This is a genomic window from Lentibacillus halophilus, assembly GCF_055395055.1.
Window position 1 is genome coordinate 2,196,167 of sequence record NZ_AP043750.1, and the last position, 13,252, is coordinate 2,209,418.

At 43.9% G+C, this 13,252-nt stretch carries 13 protein-coding genes; 10 read left to right on the forward strand and 3 right to left on the reverse strand.

Features of this window, described 5'->3' with window-relative positions; all coding sequences use genetic code 11:
• Positions 1-343 precede the first annotated feature (343 nt).
• The 7 genes from ACZ5Q7_RS10835 (at position 344) to ACZ5Q7_RS10865 (ending at position 7,964) form a co-directional block, all read left to right on the forward strand.
• Positions 344-1,438: a Leu/Phe/Val dehydrogenase gene (locus tag ACZ5Q7_RS10835; RefSeq protein WP_343752954.1), complete on the forward strand. Its 1,095-nt coding sequence runs from the start codon at positions 344-346 to the stop codon at positions 1,436-1,438.
• A 56-nt stretch (positions 1,439-1,494) separates the two neighbouring features.
• On the forward strand, positions 1,495-2,916 hold the full coding sequence (gene lpdA / locus ACZ5Q7_RS10840) for a dihydrolipoyl dehydrogenase (RefSeq protein WP_343752956.1): 1,422 nt from the start codon (positions 1,495-1,497) through the stop codon (positions 2,914-2,916).
• 61 nt (positions 2,917-2,977) lie between these two features.
• Positions 2,978-3,970, forward strand: coding sequence for a thiamine pyrophosphate-dependent dehydrogenase E1 component subunit alpha (locus tag ACZ5Q7_RS10845; protein WP_343752958.1), 993 nt, complete (start codon positions 2,978-2,980; stop codon positions 3,968-3,970).
• 14 nt (positions 3,971-3,984) lie between these two features.
• Positions 3,985-4,968 (forward strand): alpha-ketoacid dehydrogenase subunit beta, encoded by a 984-nt coding sequence (locus ACZ5Q7_RS10850; RefSeq protein ID WP_343752960.1) that lies wholly within the window; start codon positions 3,985-3,987, stop codon positions 4,966-4,968.
• A gap of 35 nt (positions 4,969-5,003) precedes the next feature.
• Complete coding sequence (locus ACZ5Q7_RS10855) at positions 5,004-6,278, forward strand: dihydrolipoamide acetyltransferase family protein (RefSeq protein WP_343753724.1); 1,275 nt, start codon at positions 5,004-5,006, stop codon at positions 6,276-6,278.
• Positions 6,279-6,382: 104 nt separating this feature from the next.
• A complete protein-coding gene (locus ACZ5Q7_RS10860; protein WP_343752962.1) occupies positions 6,383-6,814 on the forward strand; it encodes a BrxA/BrxB family bacilliredoxin in 432 nt (143 codons plus the stop codon).
• A gap of 166 nt (positions 6,815-6,980) precedes the next feature.
• Entirely contained in the window at positions 6,981-7,964 is a 984-nt protein-coding gene (locus ACZ5Q7_RS10865; protein ID WP_343752964.1) for an aromatic acid exporter family protein, read from the forward strand.
• A 64-nt stretch (positions 7,965-8,028) separates the two neighbouring features.
• Here the strand turns inward: ACZ5Q7_RS10865 and prli42 are convergent, their stop codons facing one another.
• Positions 8,029-8,166: a stressosome-associated protein Prli42 gene (gene prli42 / locus ACZ5Q7_RS10870; RefSeq protein ID WP_343752966.1), complete on the reverse strand. Its 138-nt coding sequence runs from the start codon at positions 8,164-8,166 to the stop codon at positions 8,029-8,031.
• Positions 8,167-8,352: 186 nt separating this feature from the next.
• Between prli42 and mce the strand changes: the two genes are divergently transcribed.
• The 3 genes from mce to ACZ5Q7_RS10885 all read left to right on the forward strand — a co-directional run bounded on the left by mce (position 8,353) and on the right by ACZ5Q7_RS10885 (position 11,297).
• Positions 8,353-8,775 carry a methylmalonyl-CoA epimerase gene (mce, locus tag ACZ5Q7_RS10875; protein WP_343752968.1) on the forward strand — a complete coding sequence of 141 codons (423 nt, stop codon included), beginning with the start codon at positions 8,353-8,355 and terminating at the stop codon, positions 8,773-8,775.
• A gap of 74 nt (positions 8,776-8,849) precedes the next feature.
• Positions 8,850-9,977, forward strand: coding sequence for a M20/M25/M40 family metallo-hydrolase (locus tag ACZ5Q7_RS10880; protein ID WP_343752970.1), 1,128 nt, complete (start codon positions 8,850-8,852; stop codon positions 9,975-9,977).
• A gap of 75 nt (positions 9,978-10,052) precedes the next feature.
• The gene (locus ACZ5Q7_RS10885; RefSeq protein ID WP_343752972.1) at positions 10,053-11,297 is read left to right on the forward strand and encodes a DNA polymerase IV; all 1,245 of its coding nucleotides are present in this window, start codon (positions 10,053-10,055) and stop codon (positions 11,295-11,297) included.
• A gap of 81 nt (positions 11,298-11,378) precedes the next feature.
• Here ACZ5Q7_RS10885 and rnz read toward each other — a convergent pair whose 3' ends face one another.
• The gene (gene rnz / locus ACZ5Q7_RS10890; RefSeq protein WP_343752974.1) at positions 11,379-12,323 is read right to left on the reverse strand and encodes a ribonuclease Z; all 945 of its coding nucleotides are present in this window, start codon (positions 12,321-12,323) and stop codon (positions 11,379-11,381) included.
• Between the two features lie 126 nt (positions 12,324-12,449).
• A complete protein-coding gene (locus tag ACZ5Q7_RS10895; RefSeq protein ID WP_343752976.1) occupies positions 12,450-13,181 on the reverse strand; it encodes a glycerophosphodiester phosphodiesterase in 732 nt (243 codons plus the stop codon).
• Positions 13,182-13,252 lie beyond the last annotated feature (71 nt).

Genomic DNA, 13,252 nt, shown 5'->3' on the forward strand with positions numbered 1-13,252 from the left:
TTGAAATGCACAAATTGTTACAAGTATGGATTGCGATATGGTCATTTTCACGATACCACTAACGATGAAATGGGACTTTATAATCAGCGTGAGTTAAATGGACCGAATGGCAATCGTTATGATAAACGTAACCGTACCATATTGTCTGCTTGCCATCATTTTGATAACTGCATTATATAATGTCATTGCATTTAGCTACTAATGCGCTTTTATTTTAGTAAAAGTGCATGTTTTTTACTTAAAAATCGATGGTCATAAAAGATGTAGATGCAAACACCATTCCGATGCCATTGACAATGGCTGTTAGGACAGAAACAATCTGAACACTATGAGGAGGTTACAGATGAATATTTTTACATATATGGAAGATGAGGATTATGAACAATTAGTTTTTTGTCAAGATAAAAACTCCGGTTTAAAAGCTGTCATTGCTATTCATGATACAACACTTGGTCCGGCGTTGGGTGGGACAAGGATGTGGAATTATGATTCAGAAGCTGATGCCATTGAAGATGCACTCCGACTTGCAAGGGGCATGACATACAAAAATGCTGCTGCAGGCTTGAATCTTGGTGGCGGTAAGGCAGTTATTTTCGGTGATCCTCAAAAGGATAAGAATCCGGAAATGTTCCGTGCTTTTGGTCGCTATATTCAAAGTCTCAATGGACGGTTTATAACGGCGGAAGATGTGGGCACGACTGTAGATGATATGGACTTGATTTATATGGAAACAGACTATGTAACCGGCACATCTCCGGAATTTGGCTCGTCCGGAAATCCGTCTCCTGTTACCGGTTATGGCCTTTATATAGGGATGAAAGCCACTGCAAACGAAGCGTTCGGAAGTGACGCACTTGAGGGAAAAACGGTGGCCGTGCAAGGGATGGGCAATGTAGCCTATGAACTGTGCAGGCATCTGCATCATGAGGGTGCTGATTTAATAGTGACCGATATCAACCGTGAAGCGGTTCAGCGTGCTGTCGATGATTTCGGTGCCGAAGCAGTGGCACCTAACGACATTTACAGCGTTGATTGTGATATTTATGCACCTTGTGCGCTGGGAGCTGTTATTAATGATGAAACGATTCCTCAATTGACGGCCAAAGCCATTGCGGGGTCCGCGAACAACCAACTGAAATCAGATGAACATGGAGAAATGATTCATGAAAAGGGTATCGTCTTTGCTCCCGATTATGTTATCAATTCAGGTGGTGTTATTAATGTGTCCGATGAACTGAACAATTATAATCATGAGCGTGCGATGAAAAAAGTGAACAAAATTTACGATAATCTATCCGAAGTATTTGCCATATCCGCCCGTGATAATATTCCGTCCAGTATTGCTGCAAACCGGATGGCTGAGGAGCGTATACAATCATTAAAGGCATCTCGTAATCAGTTTTTGCCCAATGGCCATCATACATTAAGCAGACGTTAAACGATCCGACCGTATAAGTATCCATTCCGATGATGATCGAGAGGAGTATTCATGGCATGACAAAAGATTATGATTTAGTTGTCCTTGGCGGGGGTACAGGCGGATATACAGCAGCAATCCGGGCATCACAGCTTGGTATGAAAGTTGCTGTTGTCGAAAAAAAGGAACTTGGTGGGACATGTCTACACCGGGGCTGTATTCCGTCCAAGGCTTTGCTCCGGAGCGCCGAAGTGTTTAGACAGACGAAAGAGGCGAGCGCATATGGTATTGACACAGGAGCACCGACACTGCAATTTGCTCATGTGCAGGAACGTAAAAATCGTATTGTGCAGACTCTTCATCAAGGTGTTAAAGGACTAATGAAAAAAGGCCATATTGACGTTTTTAACGGATTCGGACGGATTCTTGGTCCAAGTATTTTCTCCCCCGTTGCAGGAACGATTTCCGTTGAATATGAAAATGGGGATGAAAACACTGTGATGGTACCCGAACATGTCTTGATCGCCAGTGGATCCTATCCAAATTCCCTTTCAGGTCTGACTATTGATGGGGATTATGTTTTGAGCTCCGACGAAGCTTTACATATGGAATCACTCCCTGAGTCCATGCTGATTGTGGGCGGAGGGGTTATAGGTATTGAATGGGCATCCATGCTGACGGATTTCGGTGTGGATGTTACGATTTTGGAGTATTTGGGACAAATATTACCGACAGAAGATAAAGAGATAGCCGAAGAGATGGAGAAACAACTGAGTAAAAAAGGCGTCCGTGTTGTTAAAGAGGCCCAAGTACTCTCTGAAACATTGCAAAAAGACAAAGGAGTATCCTTGGACGCAGATACAAGTGATGGTAAAGAAACGTTTATAGCCGATAAAATGCTTGTTTGTGTTGGACGTGCTGCCAACACCGACCATATTGGGCTGTCCAATACACGTATTGCTGCCCTCAGCGGTTCTATCCAGACAAATGATTTTTATCAGACAGAAGAACCGCATATATATGCTATTGGTGATGCCATAGGTGGTATGCAGCTTGCTCACGTGGCTTCCCGCGAAGGCATAGTGGCTGTGGAACATATGGCAGGCAAAAACCCACTCCCGCTGGATTATCATCATGTTCCAAACTGCATTTATTCCCATCCAGAGGCTGCTAGTGTCGGGTTAACAGAAAAACAGGCAACAGACAGGAATTTTGATGTTAAAATTGGTAAAATCCCATTTAGAGCAATCGGCAAGGCAATGGTATATGGCGAATCGGAAGGCTTCGTCAAAGTGATTGCCGACCGGACAAGTGATGACCTTCTCGGCATTCATATGATCGGTCCGCACGTCACCGATATGATTTCAGAGGCCGGTTTGGCTCAAGTGCTTGATGCAGCGCCATGGGAAGTGTCACATAGTATTCACCCGCACCCATCGCTTTCCGAAGTGATCGGAGAAGCAGCACTCGCCGTTGATGGCAAGCAACTACATGGATAATGATTAGACGTATAGGAAGATGAACAGTTACATGGTAAACCGTTGAAGGAGGGAGCACGCTATGGCAAAAAATCGTCATGAAACATTGGGTCTGTCTGATGAACAAGTACTGGATATGTACAGGCACATGCTATTGGCCCGGAAGCTTGATGAACGGATGTGGCTATTGAACCGGGCCGGAAAAATACCGTTTGTTGTTTCTTGTCAGGGGCAGGAAGCAACACAGATAGGTGCATCCTTTGCATTGGATCGGGAAAACGATTATACATCCCCGTACTACCGGGACTTGGGAATCGTTCTAGCGTTTGGTATGACAGCAAAGGAATTGATGCTTTCAGCGTTTGCAAAAGCGGAAGATCCCAATTCCGGTGGCCGTCAAATGCCGAGCCATTTCGGGCAGAAGAAGAACCGTATTCTCACACAGTCCTCCCCGGTAACCACGCAAATTCCACATGCTGTTGGTATTGCTTTAGCTGCCAAAATGGATAATAAAGATTTCGCATCGTTTGTAACATTGGGAGAAGGGTCAGCTAATCAGGGTGATTTTCATGAAGGCTTGAATTTTGCCGGGGTTCACAAGCTTCCGGTCATTACATTGGTTGAAAACAACAAGTACGCTATCTCCGTACCTTTGGATAAGCAGATTGCTAGTGAAAATGTCTCCGTTCGGGGGGAGAGTTACGGTATGCCGGGTGTTACGGTTGATGGCAATGATCCATTGGCTGTTTATGATGAGGTGAAAAAAGCAAGACAGCGTGCGGCCAATGGCGAAGGGCCTTCCCTTATAGAAGCAGTAGCCGATCGATTGACTGCTCATTCCAGCGACGATGATGATCGTCAGTACCGTGAAAGCAAGGAAGTGGAAGAAGCGAAAAAAAATGATGGGATAAATACATTTGCCGAATATTTGAGAGAAACAGGTGTCATGACAGAGACAAAAGAAAATGAGCTGATAGCAGACATTGATAACATCATCAATGAAGCTACGGATTATGCCGAAAATGCACCTTATCCCGAGCCGGAAGCTACTCTCGGGCATGTATATGAGGAATAAGGGAGGAACCATCAATGCCAGTCCAATCATACATTCAAGCCATTACAGCCGCATTAAGAGAAGAGATGCTGCGTGATGAGGACGTTTTTATTCTTGGGGAAGATGTGGGTATAAAAGGCGGTGTTTTTGGTACCACGAAGGGGCTTTATGACGAATTCGGCGAATACCGCGTACTCGATACCCCACTTGCTGAATCTGCTATTGCCGGTGTCGGTATCGGTGCAGCTATGTACGGCAAACGTCCTGTCGGGGAAATGCAGTTTGCGGATTTTATTTTTCCGGCCGTGAATCAGATTATATCCGAGGCAGCAAAAATCCGTTATCGCTCCAACAATGACTGGAATGCACCCGTGACTATTAGAGCGCCTTATGGCGGGGGTGTTCATGGTGCCTTATACCATTCACAATCCATTGAAGCCGTGTTTGCCAATCAGCCAGGACTAAAAATAGTCATGCCATCGACGCCATATGATGCCAAAGGCTTATTAAAAGCAGCCATACGTGACAATGATCCGGTTCTATATTTGGAGCATAAACGTGCTTACCGCTTATTAAAGGCAGACGTTCCGGAAGGTGATTATGTTCTACCTATTGGAGAAGCGGATGTGAAACGGGAGGGATCAGACGTTACCATCATCACATACGGTCTGGCTGTTCATTATACGTTGCAGGCCGCGGAAAAGTTGGAAGAAGAAGCGATAAGTACGCATGTTCTCGATCTTAGGACAGTCTATCCAATGGATCAGAAATCGATCATCGAGGCAGCGCAGAAAACAGGCAAGGTCCTGTTGGTTACGGAAGACAACAAAGAAGGAAGCATCACGGGGGAAATGGCGGCAATCATTGCTGAGAATTGCTTGTTTGAACTGGATGCTCCCGTACAGCGACTTGCTGGACCGGATACTCCCGCCATGCCATTTTCGGCGCCAATGGAGGACTACTTTATGATGAATCCGGATAAAATTGAAACAGCGATCCGCGATTTGGCGGAGTTTTAAATGACAGTTAATGTGTCGGAAGGAGGGTTATAATGGTGGCGACAGAAAAAATCAATATGCCGCAACTCGGTGAAAGTGTGACAGAAGGTACCATAAGCTCCTGGTTGGTTGGGGCGGGTGATCATGTTCAAAAATATGACCCGATTGCCGAAGTCATGACGGATAAAGTGAATGCGGAAGTCCCATCATTATTCTCAGGCGTTATCCATGAGCTTGTTGCGCAGGAAGGGGACACTGTTCAGGTTGGTGACCTTATTTGTTATATTGAGTCGGAAGCTGAAAACGGATCGGATAAACTTTCCGAAGCAAGCGTTGGCTATGCAGACGACCAACGATCCGCAAAGGAAATGACCGATGAAACGACATCCATGAAAAAACGATACTCCCCCGCTGTGTTAAAACTGGCACAGGATAACCATATTGATCTTGATCAGGTTGAGGGAACAGGCCGTGGTGGACGGATCACAAGAAAAGATATGGAGCGATTGGTTGCTGCCGGGACCAAATCACCGTCGGCCGAGTCGGCGAAAAGCACAGTTGCACCGGATACCAACAAGCAGGATGCATCACCAATGTTGCAGGAAACGTCATCACAGCAGACAACCAGTGCCGGCGACGTCGAAATTCCTGTATCCAATGTAAGAAAAGCCATTGCTCAAAACATGGTCCGTTCAACACAGGAAATTCCGCATGCATGGATGGCTGTGGAAGTGGATGTCACGGATCTGGTGACCTATCGTAATCAGATGAAAGATGCATTTAAAAAAGAGGAAGGGTTCAATCTTACATTTTTCACCTTTTTCATTAAAGCTATTGCACAAGCTTTAAAAGAATTTCCACAATTGAACAGTACATGGGCGGGAGACAAAATTATTCAGCACAAAGATGTTAATATATCCATTGCTGTGGCAAAGGGGCAGGAACTATATGTTCCGGTTATCAAACATGCTGATGAAAAAAACATTAAAGGAATCGCTAAATCTATTCATGATCTTGCGGCAAAAGCACGCTCCGATTCATTGACCGCCGATGATATGCAGGGTGGCACGTTCACCGTTAACAACTCAGGCTCTTTCGGATCTGTACAGTCGATGGGCGTTATCAATTACCCTCAGGCGGCGATTCTACAGGTTGAATCCATTGTTAAGCGACCGGTCATTGTCAATGATATGTTTGCTGCACGTGATATGGTTAATCTTTGTCTATCCCTTGATCATCGGGTGTTGGACGGACTGATCGTTGGACAATTCCTTGCACGTGTTAAAGAAATACTGGAAAATATCAATAAAGATACAACGAGTGTTTATTGATGGGTGCATCAGGAGGAAGTTGTTCGGATTGATAAATCTGGCTAAAGTTGATATGCTGAAGCTAGTCACACATAAAATTAACGCTTACAAGGAGTGTCTATTATATGGATTTTGACCTGTTCATGAAGGACGTTGTGGATGCTGCACGGAGCGATGTTAAAGAGGCAGGCTATGAAGAGTTGACAACACCTGAGGCGGTCGACGAAGCTATGAATCGTGACGGATCAACCCTGGTTATGGTTAATTCGACATGCGGCTGTGCAGGTGGTGTAGCACGACCGGCAGCTGCGAATGCCATCCATTATGATAAGCGTCCGGATCACCTCGTCACCGTATTTGCAGGACAGGACAAAGAAGCGACGGACAAGGCACGGGAATACTTCGGCGATTACCCACCATCATCTCCGTCCTTTGCCTTTTTGAAAGACGGAAATATTGTCACGATGCTGGAGCGGTCTGAGATAGAAGGTTTCAGTGCTGTGGATGTAGTCGGTAAGCTTCAACGAGTGTTTGATGACCATTGTGAAGAAATTTAAAACAACCGGTGCATAACTAACCGGTACCGAATTGAGGCTGGCTCCATTTGAACGGGTCAGTCTTATTTTGATCATATGATATATCACATCGCTCATGTCATGGCTAATGTGAGCCTGAATGAGTCAAATGTTTTTTCCAGCTAATTAAATATAAGGGGATATAATGGTGCGTATCGGTTACAGGACGATTAAAACAGCAATAGGCATTCCGATTTCCGTTTTAGCTGCACAGCTTTTGGGCATATCCAATTTCGTATCTGCAGGGATTTTAACCATTTTATGTATTCAGCCATCCCGTAAACGTTCCGTATTGAGTGCATGGCATCGTTTTCTAGCCTGTGTGGTCGCTTCATTGTTTGCGGTGATTTTTTTTGAACTGATAAGCTATAATCCGGTTGTTATCGGTATTATGATGCTTTTTTTTATACCTGTAACGGTTTGGTTAAAAGTTACCCCGGGCATAACAACAAGTTCTGTTATTATTCTGAATATGTATGGATCAGGAGGTGTTACCAGCTCATTTCTGATTGATCAGTTGTTATTAATTGTGGTCGGGATTGGCACAGGTCTTTTGATCAATTTGTATATGCCCAGTCTGGATAAACCGCTCAGGCGGAAACAGATTGAACTTGAAAACAATTTTCAGACGATATTGCGTGAGTTTGCATTATACATACGTGATAAAAACGAGAACTGGGACGGAAAGGAACTGAACAGAAGTGAAGAACTCTTGCAGGAAGCCATGAGTTTGGTGTCGCTGGACAAAGAAAATCATTTGCTGCGAACAGAGCATCCATATTATGACTATTTTGTCATGCGCAGAAAACAGTTTGAATTATTGCAAAAAATGCTCCCGTTAGTGACAAAGCTTCCGGAAACCGATGCTATTTCCATAGAGATTGCGGCATTTTTTGAAAAACTTTCTGATGCGGTGCACCCGGGTAATACAGCCGTCCTTTTTTTGGATGAGCTGGACAGGCTTCGTGAAAGTTTTGATCAGGAGGACTTGCCGGAGACGCATGACGTATTTATAACACGAGCCAATTTGTTTCGATTGCTGCATGAGATGGAAGATTATTTAGTGTTGAAGAAAAAATTTAAAGAAAGTGATGTGCCTGTTGGAAAATCAATAAAAAAAAGACCGCGATAGTTTTATCGCCAGTCTTTTTAACAATAATTGAGATTGCGAAGGAGATCAGCATCATTCTTTTCGCTTATATAAACGTGGCCAACCCCATTGTCACGGTGGATAATATCATTGCCACAATCATAAGATAGATGATGACTTTCATTCTGCGTTCACGCTTTGATTTTTTGCGGGGGGCTTGCCTGGTTGCTGGTTTTTGAGCCATTGGAATCCCTCCTTACTCGTATTCATACGTGTATTTTATCGTTAAACGGTATACAAGGCAAGTACCGGCTTATTATTATTTCCGTATCATTGAAGAGATGTATATTGAAATGCACCTTCTGATTATCATTAAAACCGGGCAATCTTGGTGACATGATGGAAAATACTCGACTGGAGCCTGATGGTCATGAAAGCACCAAAAAAAATCGCACATATTGGGATTGCAGTACATGATATGGATTACGTATTGCCTTTTTATACGGAAACGTTGGGTTTGGAATTGGAGCGTGTCGAAACAATCGATACAGAAATGGTAAAAACGGCCTTTTTGACCATTGGGGAATCAAGAATCGAATTATTAGAACCATCAAGCGAACTTTCGCCCGTTCAAACATTTCTTGATCAAAGAGGTGAAGGGGTTCATCATGTGGCTATTGAAACAGACGTTATTGATGACAGGCTGCAGCACATAAAAGACAAAGGACTTCCGCTGATTAATGAAGAACCGAAACAGGGAGCACACAATGCACGTATTGCTTTCATTCATCCAAAAGCGGCCAATGGTATTTTGTTTGAACTGTGTGAATCCCCTGTAAGGAACGATGACTGATGGGAATAGTTGAAATTAATGAATAGTCGGATCACTATTTGATAGGTGATGAATGATCAGAGGAGGAACGAACGATGGTGACGATCAACAGAGAACGATTACTAAAAACGTTTTTTGACCTTGTCCAAATTGATTCAGAAACAGGATATGAAAGTGACATAGCCTACACATTAACCAACCAATTCACGGAACTTGGTCTTGATGTGACCGAGGATAATAGCAAATGGGAAACCGGACATGGCGCCGGCAATTTAATATGCACGCTGCACCGCAATAAGGACGGAGCTGATCCGATTTACTTCACCTCTCATATGGATACAGTTGTGCCCGGGAAGGGAGTGGCACCTTCCATAGAGGATGGCTATATCGTCTCAGATGGTACAACCATCCTTGGTGCGGATGATAAAGCCGGTCTGGCTGCCATATTGGAATCCATTCGCACGTTAAACGAACACGATATGTCACACGGTGATATCCAATTTATTATCACTGTCGGTGAAGAATCAGGCATGGTCGGAGCCAAATCGCTCGATTCCTCACTTCTCCATGCTGAATACGGCTATGCTATTGATAGCAACGGCTCGGTTGGTGACATTGTTGCAGCGGCTCCCACACAAGCCAAACTGCATGCGGTTATGAAAGGTAAATCAGCACATGCCGGGTTGGCTCCGGAAAAAGGCATCTCCGCCATTACACTCGCGGCGAAAGCCATTGCCAAAATGCCACTCGGTCGTATTGATGACGAAACAACAGCCAATATAGGATGGTTTGAAGGTGGTAAACAGACCAATATTGTTGCTGATCATGTTGACATACTGGCTGAGGCAAGGTCGCTTGATCCAGTGAAAATGGAAAAGCAAGTAACCCATATGAAAGAAGCATTTGATTATGCGGCTTCAACGTATGGCGGCCACGCAGATGTAGATGTAGACATTGTGTATTCCGGCTTCAAACAGGGAGACGGTGATAAAGTGGTTGAGGTTGCCAAACAGGCCGCATCTTTCATAGGCCGTGAAAGCAACCTGCAGGCAAGTGGAGGCGGAAGTGATGCGAATGTTATCTCCGGATTGGGTATTCCCACTGTTAATTTGGCTGTTGGATATGAAGAGATTCATACAACGAATGAGCGGATTCCCGTTGAAGAATTAGTGAAGATAACCGAGCTTATCATTGCTATTATATCAGTTTCAGCAGATAGATAACGGTTAAAAAGGAACATAACGTCTGTTTTAGCTATGGTTTACTGGAAGAAAATTTATGTGAAGGAATGTCGCTTAATGGCACAACAGAGTTTAAAAAAAGCCAGGATTATATTCCATGTTGATATGAATTCATTCTATGCCTCAGTTGAGATGGCTTACAATCCACAACTGAAAGGAAAACCGTTGGCGATTGCCGGTAATCCTGAAGAACGAAAAGGAGTTGTTGTTACAAGCAGCTACGAGGCAAGAGCGAGAGGTGTCAAGACAACCATGCCGTTATGGAAGGCACAAAGACTATGTCCGGAGCTGATCGTTCGTCGCCCCGATTTTGACCGATATCGGTCCGTTTCCAAAAAAATGTTCCAAATGTTAGAAGACATCACTCCGTATATACAACCGGTGTCCATTGATGAAGGGTATATGGATGTGACCGGGACAGAGCAGTACAGAAGTCCCATTGAAATTGCCCAAAATCTGCAGCAAGCAATCAAAAATGAACTGGATGTACCTTGCAGTATCGGGATCGCCCCTAATAAGTTTTTAGCAAAGATGGCGTCTGATATGAAAAAACCGATGGGGATAACGATTTTACGGAAGCGGGACATTCAGGAAAAACTTTGGCCGATGCCCATCGAAGACATGTATGGGGTTGGCGAAAAAACGGCGTCTAAAATGCGCACCATAAATGTTAGCACCATCGGCGATCTTGCACAAAGTGATGGGTATCAACTCAAACAGCTATTCGGAATTAACGGCGAGCGACTGAAGAACAGAGCAAATGGTTTGGATGAGCGTTCGGTTGATCCGGATGCAGTGCATGAATTTAAAAGCATCGGCAGTTCACAGACATTACCTGCTGATACGGATGATGAAACCGAAATCAGCCAACTTATAGGAAAGATTGCTGAAAACGTGGAACGACGAATGAAACGAAAGCAGGCAGCAGGAAGAAGCATCCAGATTATGATCCGATACCATGATCGGACAACTGTTACCAGAAGCAAAAAACTGAACGATTATATCGAAAAAAAAGAAACCATTATGGATACAGCTGAGGAACTGTTTCAAAAGCATTGGAACCGGGAACCAATCCGGTTATTGGGGATCACGGTTCAGGAAACGGATGAAAAGCAAAACATCGCGAGGCAACTGGACTTATTCACATATGAGAAAGAAATGGAAAAAGAAAAACTTCAGATCACCATAGACCGACTGACCCGAAAATATGGAAAAGATACATTTAAACAAATGCAGGATGAAACGTCTCACGAGCTGCGCACCAGTTTTCAGAAGGATTTTCTTGATGACTATAAGAAATGATAGCTCAGTTGTTTGTGGATCTTTCTAAAACCTATTTTTCTCTGAATCATCAATAATATGACGAGCCTCTCCCATGAATCATCAGCGGTGGTACCTTCCATTAGCAGATTCAATGGTAATATGATAAAAATCGTCCGCCAGTTCCGTTTGCGGGAAAATGGTCCGGGCCTGCTTGAGAAGCATCTCTGCATCGGAGTTGCTCTGGTATCTCGACGATATATGCGTCAGGACAAGTTTGTTTACATTGCTTAGCCGGGCGAGCTGTGCCGCTTGGGTTGTGGTCGAATGAAAATAAGCGTGTGCCAAATCAGCCTTGTGTTTATCAAATGTAGCTTCATGAATAAGTACGTCCGAATGTGCTGCCAACGACCGGTAAGCCTCTGAAAAACGTGTGTCGCCCATGATCGTTACGATGCGCCCTTTTTTGTCCGGCCCGAGGAAATGATCACGCCGGATCACTCGCCCATTTCCCAACGTTACAAACTCGTTCTCTTTTATCTGCTGATAGACTGGTCCTGGCTTAATGCCCATTTTATCGAGTTTTTCAACGAGCAGCTTGCCTGGTTTATCCTTTTCTTTAATGCGGTAACCATAACTTTCTACGCCATGATCCAATTTTTGTGCTGTCACCGTAAAATTCGCATTATCATACACACAGCCTTCGTTGATCTCTACAATCTCAAGCGGATAGGTTAAATGAGTGCCGCTTACAGCAAGTGCTGTTTCAATAAAAGGTTTGATACCTTTTGGGCCATAGATGGTCAAAAGCTCATCACCACCCTGAAAAGACCGGCTGCTTAATAAGCCGGGCAATCCAAAAATGTGATCGCCATGCATATGGGTAATAAAAATTTTTGTGATTTTCCGTGGTTTGATACTGGTCCGTAAAATTTGGTGCTGTGTCGCTTCACCGCAATCAAACAGCCAAATACTGTTTTGCTCCTGCAATAATTTCAAAGCTATGCTGGAAACATTGCGTTCCTTGGATGGGACACCGGATCCGGTCCCCAGAAAAATGAGTTCCATATTATTGCCATCCTCGCTCATAGGAATACTTATACATTGATGACATATCATTCCGATTTTGAAGGGTGACAATGTTAAATAATCTGGTCATGGGATATCCTCCTGCGATGCTCATTAATTTTCGGTTCATTTCCGCTGCTCCAATGCGGTGTGTGGCACGTCGGTTATAATAGCGTCACAGCCTGATTGAAAACAGCGTCTCATAATGTCGGGACGATTGACAGTGTACACACGAAGGGGCATGTTCGCCTCATCGCTTTGCCTTAGAAGCCGTGGAGAAAGCAATCGATGGTTGATATGTAAAGACCCGGCTCCTAATTTTTCAGTGTATCCGACAAGATTTTTTGCCCTTTTGGATCTTAAGAAACCTATATTGGGTGAATCGCTGAGTAAACGTAATCGTTTGATACTGTGAGGATTCGATGTTGATAATATTGTCCGGTTAGTCAGCCGATACTGTTTCACTTGTTCATATACGAGATGTTCAAGATATTTATAATCGATTTTATTATTTTTCAGTTCAAGGTTTAAATATAATGATTTATTCCGAACCCAATTCAACAATGTCCCCAAAGTAAGAATAGAGACACCTGCATAGTCGGATGAAAACCACGATCCGGCGTCCAGCTTCTGTAGTTGTTCATAAGTGAAATTTTTAATGTATCCGTGACCATTGGTTGTCCGCTTAAGGTGCTCATCATGCATTAATACGGTTTCATTGTCTCTGGTAAGGTGTACATCGGTTTCAATACCTTCAGCCCCCAATTCATAGGCCAGTTTAAAGGAAGGCATGGTATTTTCCGGGGCCAGGCTGCTGGCACCCCTATGCGCAAAAATTGTCGTGGGCAATTCATTCACCTCTTATTTGATTGTGTTGCATTTCAGATGAGAAGTCAATATGAAAACATACCCATAATAACATTCTATTT